We start from the raw sequence: 18,849 nt of genomic DNA, 5'->3' as shown, positions 1-18,849 counted from the left end.
AACTTGGTTATCGAGAAATGAAACAAACCTTACTAAATAGTCACTTCACGCTACGCAGCAAGAAACCTGAGATGATAGCGCAAGAATTATGGGGCGTAATGTTGAGCTATAACTTGCTCCGATACCAGATGGTGAAAATGGCGCAGAAAAAGTCTGGAATATATGCAAAACACCTGAGTTTTACGACGTGTGCTATTAGTATTATTAACCTTATTCATACAATGTTTATAGAAAATGCAGGACGGATACCTAAATCAATAGAGCAATTACAAGCTCAAGTTGAACATCACATATTGCCGATAAAACGGGAGCGGGCGTATCCGAGGTGTGTGAAACCAAAACCCAGTAAATACCCCAATAAAAAACGCCAGTCAGCTGTTAACTGACTGGCATTAAGCTTAATGCTGGTTTTTTGTCGTTTATAGAAAGTTTTTTTGATTATTATAAATTTAACTTACTCGCACGTTAGAAATCCATAGTTAACTCGCTAACACTATATTGGTTACTACTTTTATCTAAATTGCTTTTTAATAAAAAGTAACGTGTGAAGTCTGTCTCTGCCATTAACGAAACTTTTTCACCTGAAAGTAACTCCGCAAATACTGGAGTTGTATATATTAACGCTTGTATTAAAGTGCTTTGCAAGTGGCTGAGCTGTTTGTAATGTACGGTTATAGTTACTACTAAATACATGTACATTTTTATATTTTTTAAACAACAAAACTAGGTTGTTTGCTCTAGTTTTACCTTGCTCTGTTAATGATGGGTTTTTACCTGATTGCTTTTCGCTGTGACGAAATAAGTAAATTTCATCCGGAGACGCAAACGCAAACTTACAACTAAACAATGTAAAAAACACTAAAAACAGCGTAGTTATTTTATTTTTAACGTTCATATTTTTTGACCTCGTTTGTACTCTAATACACGGTTAATAAATTCAGTTGTTAGTTCATTTATAACCCCTGTTTCTGCGTTTACAATTAAGCTAAAACCGACATTTAAGTGCGGAAAAACAACTAAATCACTACGGTACCCCTGTACCCAACCACTGTGATAATAAAGAGTTTCATCTGCATAGTTGTACACTCTCCAACCCAATCCATAAAAAGCTTCATTGAGGTGTTTTTTCCATACACGCCTATAACGTTCTTTTTTGGTGTGAGTATAAGGACGTGTTTGAGTTGCTAAAGCATTAAGGGATAAAACATCAGGGTATTGACCTAATTGTGCTTTAAGCCAAATTACCATATCGCTAGCACTGGCGTTAACGCCGGCTGCTGCACCAACTTTATAGTAATTTTTTTTAAGCTCAGCGCTATACCAACGCTTTTTACCACGCACATGTGGTAATGCAAAATTTTTATTTTTTACCATAGCCTCATAACCTAAGCTTGCATCAGTCATTTTTAAAGGAGTAAAAATAGCTTCATTTAGCCACTGCGAATAACTTTTATTTGTGCTTTTTAAAATAATATCGTCGATTAAGCTAAACATTACATTTTGATAGCCATAACATTGCCCTGGCTCGCAAATAGGCTTAACACTAACAAGCTTTTCAACTATATCGGGGTAACTCATTCGCGATTCAATTAAGTTATCGTATGCGTTGGGGACTAAACCACTTGAGTGACTTAGAATATGAAATACCTTTAAATTATCTTTATAAACCGTATTTTTAAAACTGGGTATATATTCACTAACAGGGCTATCTAACCTAAGCAAACCATCCGTTGCTAATTTAGCTGAAAGCGAGCCTGCGAACGTTTTGGAAACAGACGCTAACCTAAAACGAGTATGCGCATTTATTTTTTGCCCATTACGCGCTTTGGTATGTCCCATAGTATTAATATAGTCATCATTTTGAATACTAACTATTGATAAAGCGGCACCTGGAATTCCTTTGCTTTTAAGCGTTTTTTCAGCATAGCGACCATATTTACTTACAAAATCATTCCAATTTGGATCTAGTTTCTTTGCAAAAGCCACCGGGCTGAGCAATAAACAAAAAGCAGATAGGCAATACAATAAAGGGGTGAAATACTTCATTCTTTATAATTTTATCTTTTTAACTACATCTATTGGCATAATATCATGAAGTTTTGTTTGGACTAACGTACAATGGCATAATTATTGTTTTTTAGTGGATGTTTAATACTTATGCGTTTTTTAGTTGTGTCACTTTTTATTTTACTGTCAGCTGGTTGTGCCGTCACGCAACAACAACCTGCAGAACCTTTAGCTATGCCTTTAAAGCCGACATTAAAAAGTCAAACATATAAACTTGAGTATAAAACTGAACATGCATCGCCAAAAGTAAAGTCTGTTCAGTTACCTGCTCATAAAGTATCAAGAAACCAAACAGTTAAAATCATTACGGGTAAAGCAAGTGTAACCGACACCTTGTTAGCGCAAATAGGCCAAGCATTAAGCGAAAAACAATTAAAAGTAACTACCAAAAACGATAGTGACTATACACTTTCAATTCAACAGCTTGATTTAACCTTTAAAGATGATATTCAATATTCACTTAATCAACCTGAACAACCATTTTCACTTTACACTAATATTGCTCAGCAATACCCAACTCAACAATGCGCAGCTATTTTTGCAGAAGTAAGCATGCGTCTTACTCACAAAAAGTCTGGTGATGTTGTGTGGTTTGCAAAATCTTCAATAGACAGTGCAAGTTTTCACCGCGAACCATTAATTTATAGCTTTAGTGAAGAGCAAAAAGTGACAAACGAATTAGAAGTTGCTTCTTTTGTTCACCAACAAAATACAGAACAAGCTCGCTTAGCTAGATTAGGCAAAGAAGTTCAAATTCCTGAGTATAAAGTACTTTCAAAGCTATCAAGCCTTACTAAGCTTAGTGGTCCGTGTAATCGTACAGAAGTAAGTGCATTAACACCTATGATGCAATTTTACCTAAGTAGTATATTAATCGATAAAATTAAAGTGCAGTAAGCCTTGCGTTTACTACACTTTTTTACAGATAAAAAAAACGGTTTAACAATATACTACGCTTTATAACAAATAATAATTAGGCACTTTAGGGATGAAACACTCTTTACTTATCCATACTTTATTTAGCACAAGCTTGTTTTTTGCAAGTATTTTTAGCACTTCAAGTATGGCTAGTAATCGCTATTACGCCGATAACACATTAGAGCCTACCCAAGGCTTTGCATGGGATTGGAGCGCAGGTGCCAGCTATTTTATTGAAGACTCTTATTTAGTTGGTATTGACTCTTACGACGATGGTTTAGAACTTGATTTAAGTGTTGCTGTTTCTTATGAGAATTTTTATCTCGACTTTGATCATAACCAACTAAGTGGTGGTCTTGTTGTAGGCTACAGCTTAATTGATAAATTTGATTGGGGTTTAGATGTATTAGGCACTAACACCCAAGCAGGCTTTGATGAGAAGGGTCTTGGCTTTTATAATAATGGCGTAATAGATGAATTACGCGGTATTAAGTCTCGCAATTATGATTTTGATGTAGGTCTTAGGCTAACTCGTCGATTTGAAAACTCACAAGTCTCATTTGAATACCTCCATGACGTTTCTGGCACACACAATGGCTGGGNGGGTTGTTAATAGCTTTTTTAGCCATATTTTACCATGGCGAAACTGGGAGTTTAGATCTGGTGTTGGCGTAAGCGCCTATTCTGCTGACTTTACAAATTATTACTTTGGTATAGAGCAAAGTGAAGCAACCCCAATACGCCCTGTTTATCAAACCAATTCTAGTACTAGCGTTATTTTTGAATTTCATGCTGAATACCCTATAAGCCAAGATTGGGTATTTTTAGCCGGCTTACTTTCTACCTGGTTTTCAAAAGAAATTGACGATAGCCCTATTATTTCACAAGGGTACCAACATAAAGCCAAGGTAGGCCTACGTTATGTATTTTAAGTGGATATGTTTGCTATTATTTTTCCCTACTGCGCTATACGCAGAGACTGATGATGAGCTAGATACTTTAGTTGCAGTTCCCGATACCTGTGTAGCGCTTCGCGAAGGTCGAGATTGCTATGCTGATGTGGTACTCACTTGGAGCCAGCCAATCATTGGCAATTATTGTCTGCGCGATGCTACATCAAAATACATTATGCAATGTTGGCTTAAGCAGCAAAAAGGAACTTTTAATTATGCTTTTGACTCACAGCAAAGCATCTCGTTTGAACTCTTTGATAGCAATACATCTAAAATAATTAGTACTGCAGAGGTAAAGCTTCAATGGGTATATCAAAACAGACAAAAAAAACGTCGCTGGCGATTATTTTAACCAACGCATTAAGGATAATTTATGGATAACTACGGCACTATTTTACTTGTAGAAGATGATGTATCACTTGCTCAATGGGTTGCAGAGTATTTAACAGAGCAAGGTTACACTACTCATGTTTGCCACAGAGGCGACGAAGTTGTGAGCCAAGTAAAAACTCTTAATCCAAACATTGTACTGCTTGATATTATGCTTCCTGGACAAGACGGTATTAGCGTATGTAGAGAGCTTCGCAGTTTTTATAATTCACCTATTATAATGCTTACAGCACGCGACGAAGAAATGGATGAAGTAATAGGTTTAGAAGTTGGCGCAAGCGACTACATAATGAAACCTGTTCGTCCGCGCGCACTTTTAGCCCGAATTAAAGCTGCACTGCGTCAAAATAACGAACCAAATAAATCTCTTGCAAACGAAAGCGTCATAAATGTAGGTTCGTTAAGTATTAACACTGAATCTAGAAATGTAAAACTCAACGAGCAAGACGTAAATATTTCTAGCGCTGAGTACTTACTACTTCACTATTTAGCAAGCAACGCTGGGCAAGTTGTTTCTCGTGACGCTGTATTTAAAGCAACTAAAGGCAGAGAATACGACGGTCTTGATAGAAGTGTTGATGTACTTATTTCGGCTTTGCGTAAAAAATTCAATGATGATCCACAAAACCCAGAAAAAATAAAAACTATATGGGGCCGTGGCTATTTATTAGTGTCTACTGCTTGGTAACTAGGTGGTATTTATTTAAATGAAAAAGTTTTATATATCGCTCTTAGGCAGCGCGCTTTTATCTATTGTGGTACTTGGTTGGCTTATTGACGCATTTAGCCAACAAGCACACACCCCACAAGATGAGTTTAGCGTGCAAAGTAAGATGATCACGGGCTTTAGCAAACAGTTAGCTAATATCCCAACTTCTGAGCGCAGTGCTTATGTAAAACAACTTGCTAATGAATTTGATTTACTAATTGATTATAAGCTTAATGAATCACTCGCCCTTCCCCCTTCTTTACTATTACAAATGCATTCACTTGGCGGATTGATTTTAGAAGATCAACAAGGTTTTTATATGCTGTATAGCAATCAAACGTTAAATCCTTTTCATATTTCAATGCGACTCGATAAACGCACAGACACAGAGCAGCGCAATGATATATTTTTAACTCTGCTCTTTTATGCAGGTTTGTGTGTATTTATGGGCTTTATTATTGCGCCTTTAGCTAAGCGTTTAACAGTGCTAAACGAAGCCGCAAAAAAGTTTGCATCGGGCAATGTACAAGCTCGTATTAAAGTGTCGCATTTTACTTATATCAAAGACGTAGAGCTCACATTTAATAGAATGGCAAGCCAAATAGAAAAACTAGTCGCCGAAAACAAGCTAATGGCTTCGAGCTTATCTCACGATATCCGAACACCTATAGCTTGTCTTCGCTTTGGATTAGATGCCGCAATTGACAGCCACGATGAACAAAAAATAAAGCAATACTTAGCCCGTATGGAAAACGATTTAGACCATATGGAGTCAATGCTAAAAAGTTATTTAGCTTTTGCAACACTTGAACAAAACGCAAATAAACTGACTTACTCTTCAACTAATATAAAGCACTATCTTGACGATATTTTAGTACAGCTTGCACCTAAACTTGAATCACAAATACTCAACGTACAACTCAATAGCTCAAGTGATCTTATTAATGCAGACCTTCACTGGCTTGCTCGTGCAATTACTAATTTATTAACCAACGCATGTGATTTTGCTGAGCAACACATTTACTTAAGCGCTAAAGTTTACGAACAGCAACTTATTATAACTGTTGAAGATGATGGACCAGGTATCGCTAAAGAAAACTTTAATAATGTATTTAGTCCATTTTTTAGAGAAGAAAACCATCGTAACCGTGCAGATAAAAGCTACGGGCTTGGTCTAGCAATTGTCGAAAAAGTTGCCGACTGGCATCATGGCAGCGTAAAAGTGAGTAAAAGTAACCAATTAGGCGGGGCTTGTTTTACCCTTACAATTGATCAACATCACAAAACGTAAAGCATTAGTTACACACTGTAATTAACATTTTAAAAACAAAAACAATCTGTTAACTTTAACTATACGATAACATTTACTAAAAACAGCGCCCATACCACACTACTGCCGTATTAAATTGTGTTAGATCAGCAAATAAGCACTTTTTATTTTTTTACATTTCCAGTAGATTGTCAGCGCCGTCAAAAAATAGAGAAGTACAATAATATGAGCGCAGTTAGAGGCGAGTTTAGTTCTCGTTTTGGTTTTATTATGGCCGNGGGTTCTGCCGTTGGTTTGGGCAATATTTGGGGATTCCCAACACAAACAGCGAGTAATGGTGGTGCTGCGTTTTTAGTTGCCTATTTAGTGTTAGCCTTCTTTTTAGCTTACCCTGCTTTAATGGCTGAACTTATGATTGGTCGTCATGGTCAAGCAAATGCAGTTTCTTCGCTTCAAAAAATATCTAACAAACCTTGGCAAAAGCACTTTGCGTTTATTGTGGGTTTTGGTGGTATTTTATGTGCTGGCTTTATATTAAGTTTTTATGCCATTGTTGCCGGTTGGATGCTTAGCGCGACTGTTGAACCCGTCACAACACTAGTGGGTGCAGAGTCAGCATCAACTTGGCTAAGTGAGCAGTCACTCTCACGAAATATTATATTCACCATTATCTTTATTGTATTAACGGTAGCCATTATTAGTCGTGGTGTAGAAAACGGCATAGAAAAATGGTCAAAGCGATTAATGCCTGCATTACTCGGTATTTTATTCTTATTAATTGCCTACGTAATGACACAAGATGGAGCAATGGAAGGTTTAAAAGCTTATCTCGTTCCTGATTTTTCATCTATTTTTGATGCTGAATTATTAGTAAGCGCATTGGGGCAAGCTTTTTTCTCGCTATCACTTGGTACTAGCGTAATGATCATATACGGCTCATATATTAGCAAAAAAGAAAATCTTGTTTCGCTAGGTGCTTATGTCACACTTATTGACGTGTTTATTGCCTTTGTGGCGGGTTTACTTATTATCCCTGCTATGTATGTTGCCCAAGCACAAGGCGTAGAAATATTCTCACCAACAACAGGTAAGCTTCTCTCTGAAGACACATTAGTATTTCAAGTATTACCGGCGCTATTTGATGGCATGGGTAGTGTGGGAGTATTTGTAGGTTTTGCCTTTTTTGCGCTCATGAGTATTGCTGCATTAACTTCGTCTATTTCAATGCTTGAAGCCCCTGTATCTTACACAGTAGAGCGCTTTGCAATGAAACGCGTACAAGCCACTTGGTTAATTGGTGCCTTAATAGCTGTCGTTAGCGTAATAATAGTATGTAACTTAGGTGCATTATTTGGTCTGGTTATCACGCTTACAACTAAAGTAGCTCAGCCATTGCTTGGCTTAATGTGTTGTATATTCGTTGGTTGGATCTGGTATAGAGGCTCATTACTTAAAGCGATTCAACAAGGTAATCCTGAAGTACATAACACCTTATTTTGGAAAGTATGGCCTTGGTACACTAAGTTTATTTGCCCACTGGCAATTGGCATGGTGTTTTTACATTCGCTATTAAGCTAAACATTATAAAAACAAAACAGCCCACATTTGTGGGCTTGTTTAATAGGCACTTAAATTAAATCCACTTAATTTAATCTCTGGTTACTTCACCACTTTCAAAATCATATCTTGATGAGGAATACCATCCTCAAGATACTCTTTTCCTACACTTTCAAAACCAAATGAACGGTAAAAATCAAGCAAATAAATTTGTGCACCAATATAAATATCACACTCAGACCACTGTGCTTTACAACAGCTTATAGCAGCCGTAACAAGCTTAGTTGCATAACCTTTGCCTCTAACTGTTTCGCCTACTAACACTCGCCCTATCGCACTATACTGCGCGTTTTTTTTATAGCAACGTGCATAGCTTAGCAATTGGTTATCATCAATTGCATATATATGTTGAGTAGTTGGCGCAATATCATAGTCATCAAGTTCAGGATACGGACACGCCTGCTCTACAACAAACACATCAACACGACCGCGCATAATAGTAAAAAGAGTATACGCATCGAGAGCGTCAAATTTCTCACATTTAAACTGCATATTAAATTCCATAGATAAAAAACCCAGCCTAAGCTGGGTTGTTTTAATAACTAACTAATAGATAGAGTTAAGTAAATAAACGCTCTAATTGGTCACACAACTGTGAAAGATTCACATGATCATGCTCTATTGTTAAATCAATATAACCATCGCCTTTAAATGCACGGTCTAGTTCAATTAAAACATGGGTTTTATGTGCTTCAGGTACAAACGACAACTCAATTTCTTGAATACTAAATAAGCTTCTGCTGTTAGGTTTATATTCAAGCTCTTGATAACACCCAGAGACAGATTGGAACGTAGATGCGCGTAAATGACCTTCCTCAACATCTGCTTTAGTTAAACTAAAACCCAATTTTTCCATTGCTTGCATACAAGTTTTAACGGCTTCATTTGGATAAATATGTAAATGATCTTTATCGGTAGGATCCAGCGCTAAATCAATATCAAGACCTGTTTCTAACCAGACATAAGATTGATTATATCCAGCGTTAATTTCTGTTATTGGTGTTTCAGAGTGAAGTCGAGCTTCAAAAGGAATGCTTTTAACATCACCAGGCTCAATAATACCAATATCAGTAATGCGCCACTGATCAATCACATGATTAGTAAAGTAATCGCCATCATCACCTGCTACTTTTACGCGGGTCATTAATAGCAAATCTAAACCCGCTATTTCTTGGCTAACATCACCTGCGGTAATAACTATTTGTGCATTGAAAAGCTGGCCAGGTTGTAAGTGCTCAGTTTCTAAAATAGTATCTACTTTAGCGGCACCAATACCAACCGATGCTAAAATCTTTTTAAACATATATTTCTCCTTAAGCAGAGCGGCTCTATCATGTGCTCTTACTTAAACTTCTTCGTTATAGCATCTTAACCATATTTAAAAGCGGTTGTCAGTGAAAAAATGTTATTTACATGTTATTTACGATTAAATACCTGTTAAATGTTTATTTTTCATACGTAATAAAACAACTAATTGATTAAATAGGCTCACTAACATGTTTATATTTATTTTCATTGATATCAATTTTTCGCTACACTGCAACACCAAATGAAGTGATATTAAGAATTATGGAACTAATCTATTTTGCTACCGCGTTTGTTTGTGGTTTTGGCGTTTATCAATTAAAACTACCTCCTCTTATTGGCTTTTTGCTAGCAGGATTCGCACTTAACTTAGCAGGCTATAAAAGCACAGAGTTACTCAATACAATAGCTGCCCTAGGCGTCACTCTTTTATTATTTAGTATTGGTTTAAAACTCAAAGTAAACAGCTTGATAAAACCGCAAGTTTGGGCTCCAGCCACGCTTCATATTATTTTGAGTAGTGCTTTATTTAGCGGCTTTATGCTACTTCTTGGCGTATTTTCCCTACCACTTTTTGTTGATTTAAGCTGGCAAAGTTCTCTGCTTATTGGTTTTGCGCTTAGCTTTTCGAGCACCGTATTTGCTGTAAAAGTACTTGAAGAACGTGGCGAAATGGCAAGCCTTCATGGTAAAATCGCTATTGGTATTTTGGTAATGCAAGATATTTTTGCTGTTATGTTTTTAGCAATTAGTACCGGTAAGGTTCCAAATATTTGGGCTTTGGGTCTTGTTATTGGGCTTATTTTACTGCGCCCTGTTATGTATTGGGTATTAAACCGCTCAAAACATGGTGAACTACTGCCGTTATTTGGTTTTTTCTTTGCCCTTGTTTTAGGCTACAACGCCTTTGAATTTGCAGGTCTAAAAGGCGACTTAGGTGCGCTTATTATTGGGATGATGTTTGCACCTCACAAAAAAGCAGGCGAGCTTTCTAAGTCATTACTTAACCTAAAAGATATATTACTGGTTGGGTTTTTCTTAAGTATTGGTTTAAATGCAGAGCTAACCGCTAATTCACTATTTATAGCTTTACTACTCGTTTTATTAATGCCGATTAAAACATTACTTTACTATGTATTTACGAATCTATTTAAGTTACGAGCTCGTACATCACTCCTTACCGCGTTTAGCCTAGCTAACTATAGTGAATTTGGTTTAATTGTTTGTGCCGTTGCTGCAAGCACAGACATGATCACCTCAGAATGGCTTGCAGTTATGGCTATAGCTGTTTCAATCACCTTTGTTATTGCTTCACCGTTGAATAAACGTTCTAACGAGCTATATGTAAAGGTTGAACGCTGGTTACTTAAGTTTGAGAGTAAAACTCGCTTAGCCGAAGAGTTACCAGTGAATCTAAATGATACAAAAATAGTTATTTTTGGAATGGGACGTATCGGTACAGGTGCTTACGAAACAATTAATACCACCCACCCTAACTTGGTCGCGGGTATCGATATAAAACCAGAAGTTGTCGATAAGCACATAAGCAGAGGTAGAAAGGTATTAATTGCAGATGCCACCGATCCTGACTTTTGGCAACGTGTAAACCACTCTCACGTAGAAATGGTTATGCTTGCAATGCCAAAGCATATGCAAAATATATTTGCTTTAGAGCAACTGCAAGCCTCTGGTTATAGCGGACAGGTCACAGCTATAGCAAACTACCCAGATCAACAAAAAGAACTAGAAGAGATGGGTGTGCATTCTACCTATAACTTTTACCTAGAAGCAGGTAGCGGCTTTGCAGAGCATGTAAAACAAAAGCTTTTTCCATAATACGATTTTAAAGCCTTGGTAAAAATCTAATTCTTTTTTACTACAAAACCAAAAAAAACCAATTATATTTACATTTCTTCACAAAGCTAATTAACCCTAGCTAAAAAAACAGGTAGACTACCTTCGTTGGTTAAATAAGAACCCATATGCTAAAAATAACTTAATTAGACTCCAGCTAATTAATGTTCAGCTAAGTTTATATTTATCAACATAAATTCATGAATAAGAGGGCCTACTCCCTCACACAATAGGCTGTTTCTTGCCCGTCACAGCCTATTTTATCCCTCCAAAATACCTTACACTTACCTATTAAAAGCAGACTTACATAAGCCAATGGATCCAAAACAACTTAAAATAGCTATAAATACAAAAATGCCTTTTGGTAAATATGCCGGACGCCCTCTATTAATGTTGCCAGAGCCTTATTTAGTCTGGTTTAAACAACAAGGCTTTCCTGATACAAAACTCGGTAGTCAATTAGCAATGATGTATGAGGTAAAACTCAATGGGCTTGAACAAATGCTAATGCCATTATTAGAAAGAAAATAAAAAGAGTGGAAACTTTTTTGAAGATGCACGGTCTATTACTTTGCTACTTGTTGATTTTGGTTTAACCGTAAAAAGCGCCTTACAGCGCTTTTTTTATGTCTATATATTTAGGGTTATTTTTTTATAGGTAAACTGATAATAAACTTAGCACCACCAAGCTCAGAATCTTCAACTTTGCACTCGCCTTGATGCCACGATACGATTTTACACACGATGGCAAGACCTAGTCCAAATCCACCTGTTTTTTTATCTCTGCTCTTATCAAGCCTTGTGAAAGGCTTAAATATACTTTCTCTATCTATTTGAGCGATACCCGCACCATCGTCTTCAACAATAAATAAAATCCATTGTTTCTCAGCAAGTAATGTTACTTTTACTTGAGTCGTTGCATATTTGAGAGCATTACCAATTAAGTTTTGAAATACACGCGCCATAAAGTGGCTATCGCATTTATGAGTAAGCTTATCTGGTAAGTTATTACCAAGATTTATTCGTGTATCAAAAGTTAACTTTTCAATACTCGTTCTTACTAACCCCACCAAGTCACAACTAGTAGATTGTAAACTTGGTTGTTGAGAATCTAATCTTGCGTACTCAAGCATTTCTGAAACTAACGATTCCAGTTCACTAATATCGGTTTGCATATTAGCCAAATACTTCTCGCTTTTGTCATCTAAAAGCTGATCTTGTAGCATAACAATTGCAAATTTTAATCGCGCCAGTGGCGTTCTAAACTCATGAGAAACTGAAGATGTGAGTTCTTGCTGTGCCGTTAGCAAAAAAGTAATGCGTTGCTGCATCACCTTTAATGTATCTGTAACAGGCAAAAAGAAAGATTTAGAAGTATCGTTTAATTGAAAATCTTGCAGACCCTCAACGGCTTCACATGCTTTGCGCAACTTAGCAAAATCACGCCAAAGTAAAAAACTCCAAAGCCCAACCGGTATACCAACAATAATGAGTAATAATAAATAGGGCCAAACAGAAGACGATACAGGAGCTGGCACACCAAAAGGACCTACTTGCAATAAGTCCTTCTGGTTCAGTTCTACATACCAAACAATACGTTGTTGTTTATCGTATAAATAAAGGTAGTGATTATCGATTAATTGCGCTTGCTGCTGTGGTGGCAACATCAAGTCATGTCGTTGGATAATTTGACTTTCAAAATTACTTTTTAGCTTTTTTAATCCAGAGGAAGTTTGAGTGAGCAGCCAGAGCGACTGCCCAAATTCGTCATCTAATAGTACCTGTTGCTGCGACTCTTCATATGGCCACAGCTGTTCAATTACACCGCTAACTACAAATAAAGAAACAATGAAGTAAACATACAAACTTGCAAACAGTTTTCCCATTAAAGCCGACTATTCCAAAACACTAACTATAAATCCCACGCATCAGAAACAAATAAATAACCTTGTCCCCACACAGTTTTAATACGATATGGTTTATCGCTGTTATCACCTAATTTCTTACGAATTCGAGACACTCGTACATCAACTGTACGGTCAAGACCATCATACTGACGCCCTATCATATGTTGGTGTACATGTTCTCTGCTCAGCACTTCACCCGCGTTTGAAGCCAATAACCAAAGTAACTCAAACTCATGAGATGTCAGTACTATTTCGGTCTCATTTAATTTTACCATACGACTTGTTTTATCAATCATTAAGTCGCCAAATTGTAACTCTTCACTCGTTTTAGTAATTACTTGACCGCGACGCAGTAAAGCATTAATTCTGGCTAGTAATACACGAGGTTCTGCTGGCTTTATAACATAGTCATCAGCGCCCAACTCTAAACCAAGTACTTGGTCAAAGTCTTCACCTTTCGCTGTTAACATTAAAATTGGCAAAGTATATTTATCACGAACCTGACGACATACGCTAAACCCATCTTTACCTGGAAGCATGACGTCTAAAATAATCAAATCGGCTGCATTATTTTCAAGGTAATTAAACACTTCGTCACCGCGCTCTAACACAGCGACTTCTAAGCCATTATGTTCAAGATAATCTTTTGTTAGTTGTTGTAAACCGAGATCATCTTCAACAAGTAAAATTTTTGGCATTGGTTGCTCCTAATTTAAAAAAAGCTCCACGGAGAGCGAAGCCTACGCCTATTTTTTTTAGCATGGGCGCTTTGTACTTCAACCTGTGTTTTTGATAATGAAACACCCGTATGAGGATTGATTAAGGAGTATATGGTCTCTACCTGAACACGCGCTTTATAATTAAATTGCCCTGAATGTTGCTGTTGCCAACAATGTATCTTCTCATCTTGTTGATATAAGCATACGTCTATAGCCTTATCTAGCTGCCAATTAAATTGCAAATCAAGCTCGCAAAAATCGCGTTCTTCAGAAACCACACATACTTTAGGAGAGACGTTAAAAGCCGTGGTTTTTGCCATACTAGAGCCACTAAATAGCAACCCAGTAAGCACAATAAACATTAAATACTTCATATTAAAAAGTATGATCTAATCCTATAAAGGCAGTCATTGAATAAGTACGTTCAAAGAGCGGACTGCCATCCATAGCTGAATAGTCGTAATATGCTACATGAAAACGAAGAGAGTTGACCTTACTCAGTAGCCAACGGGCGTCGATTTTAGCATAAGGCTGCCAGCTACTACCAACGTCTATTTTACCAAACTGAGTTTCATCGGCATTTAGTCCATAATAATAGTTATTTAGTTCCGCCGATTTATAATTAATACCCATGGTAGATTTTAATTTAAGCTTATCTATTTGAGCATGATACTGCCACTGCAATCCGGCACGTAACCCATTATAAACATTAGTAACATCGTGTAATGCTTGAATAGAAAATACATTAGGTCCACTCACATAGTGATAAGCAATACCGGTATCGAGTGCCGTATGGCGTTTTTTAATGTCATTTATATTGAGGGTTTTAGCGGGAGAAGAGTCACCGTCTTGAACAAGTTGGCTGCTAAGTGCATTTCCCTGTAGAGCAAAAGTATTTTTAGGATGCCAATCTATAAAAAAACGAGATTCTGTATTTAGCTCACTAACAAGATTAAGTTGGTGCTTAGGGGTTTGTATAAATGAATAACCAACTCGACCATTATCAAAAAACCATTGTTGTGCGTAAAAAGCAACTTGCGGAATTAACACCAAAGGGATGTTATCACCACCGTGCAACGGATTCGTAATAACGCCAACTCCAGCACTCAAACTTAAATACCATTGTTCTGTAGCGATTTGCTGCTCTTCAAACTCATCTGTTACATTGTCGTTTTGCTGCCCATTAGCAGTAAAGCAAGCGACTAAAGCGAGATAGAGTAAAGTTGTTATTATTAAAAAATCAAACCGCATCAGTGTCAGTCAAGGTGTCAAATATTCAGTCATTTATAGTAGCAAAGTCATTTTAAACTAGCTCTACCTAGTTACAATCATTCACAATTTATATACATAATTATTAACTTTTTTATTTTATCTAATCATCATAAAATATCAGGTGCTATTTCTATACGATTTCGACCATGTGTTTTTGCAATATAAAGTGCTCTATCTGCTCGTTCAATTAACACCGCACTATTAGTAAATGGACGTAAAATAGATAACCCAAAACTAGCAGAAATAGCCCGCTTAGCATTTGTATCATGTTTTTTACGCACCGCCAGTTTGGCTATATCTAAACGAATACGATTGGCAAACGCCATAATATCGTTAATAGTGTCAAAGTAAGCCGTTATACAAAACTCTTCTCCGCCATAACGATAAGCCTTTGCCATATTTATGGTGTTTTTAGTATGCTGTATAACTTTTTCTGCTACTAACTTTAATACTTCATCCCCTTTTTGATGACCAAAGTCATCGTTAAAGCGCTTAAAATGATCAATATCAAACATAATTAACACAGCAAGCGAAGTTCCTTGAGTACGCAGGGAATATTCGTTACAAAAATTGGTTACGTCGGCGTCAAACTTACCTCTATTATAAAACCCTGTTAGCGGGTCTGTTTCAGCGGCTTCTTTGGATAGGTTAAGCGCCTCTTTAAGATCTTTAATTTCGTTATAAGCTAATACAAGCTTAGTTTGAAATTCACGCACATAATCTTGCATCGCAATAGATTCATCAGTTAAACGCTCAACACACCCAAGCACTTCATTGAATGAATTAACTTCAGTAAGTGTATTTAACTCATTTTGCGAGTCAATTAATGTAGTAGTAAAGCTTTTAGAGTGATTGAGTGTGATGCTTATGTCTTTTTGTACTTCTTCAATCGTCGCGTGGAATTTTTTAGATGCTTCTTGAAAAAGGGTCAAATCTTCTTTGTTTAAATGCTTATCAAATATTTCTTGTGCTTTATTTTGAGTGCACGTTTGCTGCTGAGAAATTATTTGTTCTAGTTCGGCATTTAAAGACGGCTTATTACCTTGAATATAACAATACCAAATAGCGTAGTTGATAGGAGTAACCGGCATTCGGTACTTTACCATCATAGGAACTGCTTTTTTTAAACACTGAGCAGAGTGTGCTAGTGATACAACATGATTCATAATTAAATCTTAAACATTATTATTTTTATTATTTGACTCCCGATGTTAAGTAATCGTAAAAATATACGCAACAACTATTCATACTATTTTTCGAATTAGTTTAATTTATAAAACTTTAAATTGCCTTGGCATCTAAAGTTTGCGCAATATTCCACAAGGCACTGATTGCAGGGTCATTTAATTCTTTCCTCAATACTGCCAAACCAATATCAAACCCATCAGGCGCTTGCATTTTTGGTGTTAGTATTTGTACTTTATCTTGCAGCGGGCTGTTATCTAGCACTATTTTAGGGACCATTGCGACACCTAATCCTAAGCTCACCATAGATACCATTGCTTCGTGCCCAGCAACTTGTGCATAGATTTTTCCGTGAATATTATTTTTGCGCCACCAATGCTCTAACCTTTGGCGAGAAAAACCTTGTTCTGGCACTATAAATTCTAAATCAGACCAATTAATGTCATCACTATTTTGTGTTAATTTTTCTGTGATCGGACATTGAATTTTTGGTCCAATTAATAAAAGCGGAGAGTGCCCTATATCTACAAAGGCAATTTGTGAAGGTAATTTACTTGGCTTAGCAGCAATAGCCATTAGCTCGTGCCCATCTAATACACGATTTATAGCAAGTGCAGGGTCGCCTGTATTTAATGTTATTTCTATATACTGATGCTGCGCACGAAGTTGCTCTAATATTTGATGTAAAAAACTATAAGACGCAGTAACCGAGCAATAGATACTTACTTTGCCGTAAATATGTTGCTGTGGATCTTTTACATTCGCTTTAAAGCGCTGCCAATTAGCGAGCGTTGCTGTGGCGTAATCAATAAACGACTCACCCTCACGCGTTAATTTAACACTGCGGTTATCACGTACAAATAACGCAACACCTACCTCCTCCTCTAAGTACTTTATATTACGGCTCAAAGTGGGTGCGCTTATATGACAAAGCTCGCTTGCGCGTCCAAAATGAAGTGTTTTAGCCAGTGCTAAAAAGTAGTTTAAATGTTTATGATCCATGCCAAACCCAGTATTTCATATTATGAAACACTTTAATTCAAATATATCATTTTACGCAAGCAACGATTTTACATATGGTGTTTGTAAGCGCAATAAACATTGCGCATCTAACAAACATGACTTTATAGGACACTAACAATGGCGAATTATTTCAATACCTTACCTTTACGCGAGCAATTAGCGCAATTAGCGCAATGTGAATTTATGGACGCAGGCGAATTTGCTGATGGCGTTGACGCACTTAAAGGTAAAAAACTAGTTATTGTAGGCTGTGGCGCACAAGGTTTAAACCAAGGCTTAAACTTACGTGACTCTGGCTTAGATGTTTCTTACACATTACGCGCATCAGCTATTTCTGAGCGCCGCCAATCATTTTTAAATGCGTCTGAAAACGGCTTTACTGTTGGTACTTATGAAGAATTAATTCCTACCGCTGACGTAGTACTTAATTTAACGCCAGATAAACAACATACCGCTGTAGTAAGTGCGATTATGCCGCTTATGAAAAAAGACTCTACCCTTGCTTACTCTCATGGTTTTAATATTGTTGAAGAAGGCATGCAAGTACGTGAAGACATTACTGTCATCATGGTTGCGCCTAAGTGTCCTGGTTCTGAAGTACGTGAAGAATACAAACGCGGTTTTGGTGTACCAACACTAATCGCAGTTCACCCAGAAAATGACCCTCAAGGTCTTGGTTTAGCACAAGCTAAAGCGTATGCAGCGGGTACGGGCGGACATCGCGCAGGTGTACTTAAATCATCATTTATTGCTGAGGTTAAGTCTGACCTAATGGGCGAACAAACCATTTTATGTGGCATGTTACAAACTGGCTCTATTTTATGTTTTGATAAAATGATAGAAAAAGGCATTGATGCTGGTTACGCATCAAAACTAATTCAATACGGTTGGGAAGTAATTACCGAAGCACTTAAGTACGGCGGCGTTACTAACATGCTTGACCGCCTTTCAAACCCAGCAAAAGTAAAAGCGTTTGAACTAAGTGAAGAGCTAAAACTAATTATGCGTCCGCTTTATAATAAGCATCAAGATGACATCATCGACGGCACTTTCTCACGCACTATGATGGAAGACTGGAATAACGATGACGTAAACTTACTTAAATGGCGCGCAGAAACAGCAGAAACTAACTTTGAAAAGACCCCTGCTGGCGATGTAGAAATCTCAGAACAAGAATTTTTTGATAACGGTATTTTAATGGTAGCAATGGTTAAAGCAGGTGTTGAACTTGCATTTGAAACCATGACAGCAGCAGGCATTATCGAAGAGTCAGCTTACTACGAGTCATTACACGAAACGCCATTAATCGCTAATACTATTGCGCGTAAAAAGCTTTTTGAAATGAACCGTACTATTTCTGATACTGCTGAATACGGCTGTTATTTATATAACCATGCATGTTTACCATTACTTGCTGACTTTATGAAAAACGTTGATACAGACATTATTGGTAAAGGTCTTGGCCAGCACAGCAACCAAGTTGATAACCAAACATTAATTCAAATCAATGCTGCTCTGCGTGAACACCCTGTTGAAAAAGTAGGTGCTAAGTTACGTGGTTACATGTCAGCAATGAAGAAAATTGTTTAACCCTAAACAATAAAAGTTTCGCTTGTTAGAAACCAAGCTCATATGCTTTTTGCATGTGAGCTTTTTTATG

General features: G+C 37.0%; 18 protein-coding genes and 2 pseudogenes. 10 read left to right on the top strand and 10 right to left on the bottom strand.

Annotation, left to right across the window (positions count from 1 at the left end):
- Positions 1-386 (top strand): annotated as a pseudogene (locus tag L647_RS0116480) (IS4 family transposase); the annotation flags it as partial.
- A gap of 191 nt (positions 387-577) precedes the next feature.
- Here the strand turns inward: L647_RS0116480 and L647_RS01000000124430 are convergent.
- Together L647_RS01000000124430 and L647_RS0116470 are read right to left on the bottom strand one after the other, a co-directional pair.
- Positions 578-895, bottom strand: a complete 318-nt coding sequence (locus L647_RS01000000124430; protein WP_343223068.1) for a histidine phosphatase family protein — start codon at positions 893-895, stop codon at positions 578-580.
- Entirely contained in the window at positions 892-2,046 is a 1,155-nt protein-coding gene (locus L647_RS0116470) for a serine hydrolase domain-containing protein (RefSeq protein ID WP_024612032.1), read from the bottom strand. Before L647_RS0116470 ends, L647_RS01000000124430 begins: the two co-directional genes overlap by 4 nt.
- 111 nt (positions 2,047-2,157) lie before the next feature.
- On the opposite strand from L647_RS0116470, the gene L647_RS0116465 reads away from it, so the two are divergent.
- From L647_RS0116465 to L647_RS0116440, 6 genes and pseudogenes are all read left to right on the top strand, one after another.
- On the top strand, positions 2,158-2,964 hold the full coding sequence (locus L647_RS0116465) for a hypothetical protein (RefSeq protein WP_024612031.1): 807 nt from the start codon (positions 2,158-2,160) through the stop codon (positions 2,962-2,964).
- 166 nt (positions 2,965-3,130) lie between these two features.
- Positions 3,131-3,917 (top strand): annotated as a pseudogene (locus L647_RS01000000124425) (MipA/OmpV family protein).
- Complete coding sequence (locus tag L647_RS0116455) at positions 3,907-4,290, top strand: DUF3019 domain-containing protein (RefSeq protein ID WP_024612030.1); 384 nt, start codon at positions 3,907-3,909, stop codon at positions 4,288-4,290. The pseudogene L647_RS01000000124425 and the gene L647_RS0116455 overlap by 11 nt, the downstream one beginning before the upstream one ends.
- A 21-nt stretch (positions 4,291-4,311) precedes the next feature.
- Complete coding sequence (locus L647_RS0116450) at positions 4,312-5,016, top strand: response regulator transcription factor (protein ID WP_024612029.1); 705 nt, start codon at positions 4,312-4,314, stop codon at positions 5,014-5,016.
- 19 nt (positions 5,017-5,035) lie between these two features.
- The gene (locus L647_RS0116445) at positions 5,036-6,328 is read left to right on the top strand and encodes an ATP-binding protein (RefSeq protein WP_024612028.1); all 1,293 of its coding nucleotides are present in this window, start codon (positions 5,036-5,038) and stop codon (positions 6,326-6,328) included.
- 204 nt (positions 6,329-6,532) lie between these two features.
- Complete coding sequence (locus tag L647_RS0116440) at positions 6,533-7,885, top strand: sodium-dependent transporter (protein WP_024612027.1); 1,353 nt, start codon at positions 6,533-6,535, stop codon at positions 7,883-7,885.
- Between the two features lie 81 nt (positions 7,886-7,966).
- On the opposite strand, the gene L647_RS0116435 is transcribed toward L647_RS0116440, so the two are convergent.
- Both L647_RS0116435 and L647_RS0116430 read right to left on the bottom strand, forming a co-directional pair.
- Positions 7,967-8,416 carry a GNAT family N-acetyltransferase gene (locus L647_RS0116435; RefSeq protein ID WP_024612026.1) on the bottom strand — a complete coding sequence of 150 codons (450 nt, stop codon included), beginning with the start codon at positions 8,414-8,416 and terminating at the stop codon, positions 7,967-7,969.
- A 67-nt stretch (positions 8,417-8,483) separates the two neighbouring features.
- Complete coding sequence (locus L647_RS0116430; protein WP_024612025.1) at positions 8,484-9,227, bottom strand: sporulation protein; 744 nt, start codon at positions 9,225-9,227, stop codon at positions 8,484-8,486.
- Positions 9,228-9,493: 266 nt separating this feature from the next.
- Between L647_RS0116430 and L647_RS0116425 the strand changes: the two genes are divergently transcribed.
- Entirely contained in the window at positions 9,494-11,065 is a 1,572-nt protein-coding gene (locus tag L647_RS0116425) for a cation:proton antiporter family protein (protein WP_024612024.1), read from the top strand.
- A 333-nt stretch (positions 11,066-11,398) separates the two neighbouring features.
- Positions 11,399-11,614 carry a DUF3820 family protein gene (locus L647_RS0116420; protein WP_024612023.1) on the top strand — a complete coding sequence of 72 codons (216 nt, stop codon included), beginning with the start codon at positions 11,399-11,401 and terminating at the stop codon, positions 11,612-11,614.
- 113 nt (positions 11,615-11,727) lie between these two features.
- Here the strand turns inward: L647_RS0116420 and L647_RS0116415 are convergent, their stop codons facing one another.
- The 6 genes from L647_RS0116415 to ilvY all read right to left on the bottom strand — a co-directional run bounded on the left by L647_RS0116415 (position 11,728) and on the right by ilvY (position 17,168).
- Positions 11,728-12,969 carry an ATP-binding protein gene (locus tag L647_RS0116415; RefSeq protein WP_024612022.1) on the bottom strand — a complete coding sequence of 414 codons (1,242 nt, stop codon included), beginning with the start codon at positions 12,967-12,969 and terminating at the stop codon, positions 11,728-11,730.
- A gap of 26 nt (positions 12,970-12,995) precedes the next feature.
- A complete protein-coding gene (locus L647_RS0116410; protein WP_024612021.1) occupies positions 12,996-13,688 on the bottom strand; it encodes a response regulator in 693 nt (230 codons plus the stop codon).
- Between the two features lie 14 nt (positions 13,689-13,702).
- Complete coding sequence (locus L647_RS0116405) at positions 13,703-14,083, bottom strand: DUF3019 domain-containing protein (RefSeq protein WP_029880521.1); 381 nt, start codon at positions 14,081-14,083, stop codon at positions 13,703-13,705.
- A gap of 1 nt (position 14,084) precedes the next feature.
- The gene (locus tag L647_RS0116400; protein ID WP_024612019.1) at positions 14,085-14,960 is read right to left on the bottom strand and encodes a MipA/OmpV family protein; all 876 of its coding nucleotides are present in this window, start codon (positions 14,958-14,960) and stop codon (positions 14,085-14,087) included.
- A gap of 128 nt (positions 14,961-15,088) precedes the next feature.
- Positions 15,089-16,147 (bottom strand): GGDEF domain-containing protein, encoded by a 1,059-nt coding sequence (locus L647_RS0116395; protein WP_024612018.1) that lies wholly within the window; start codon positions 16,145-16,147, stop codon positions 15,089-15,091.
- A gap of 115 nt (positions 16,148-16,262) precedes the next feature.
- Complete coding sequence (ilvY, locus tag L647_RS0116390; protein ID WP_024612017.1) at positions 16,263-17,168, bottom strand: HTH-type transcriptional activator IlvY; 906 nt, start codon at positions 17,166-17,168, stop codon at positions 16,263-16,265.
- Positions 17,169-17,306: 138 nt separating this feature from the next.
- Between ilvY and ilvC the strand changes: the two genes are divergently transcribed.
- Positions 17,307-18,779, top strand: a complete 1,473-nt coding sequence (gene ilvC, locus L647_RS0116385) for a ketol-acid reductoisomerase (protein ID WP_024612016.1) — start codon at positions 17,307-17,309, stop codon at positions 18,777-18,779.
- Positions 18,780-18,849 lie beyond the last annotated feature (70 nt).

Origin of the sequence: Pseudoalteromonas sp. TB64, assembly GCF_000498095.1 — a bacterium.
GTDB lineage: Bacteria > Pseudomonadota > Gammaproteobacteria > Enterobacterales > Alteromonadaceae > Pseudoalteromonas.
This window is presented reverse-complemented; position numbering and strand designations above follow the sequence as displayed.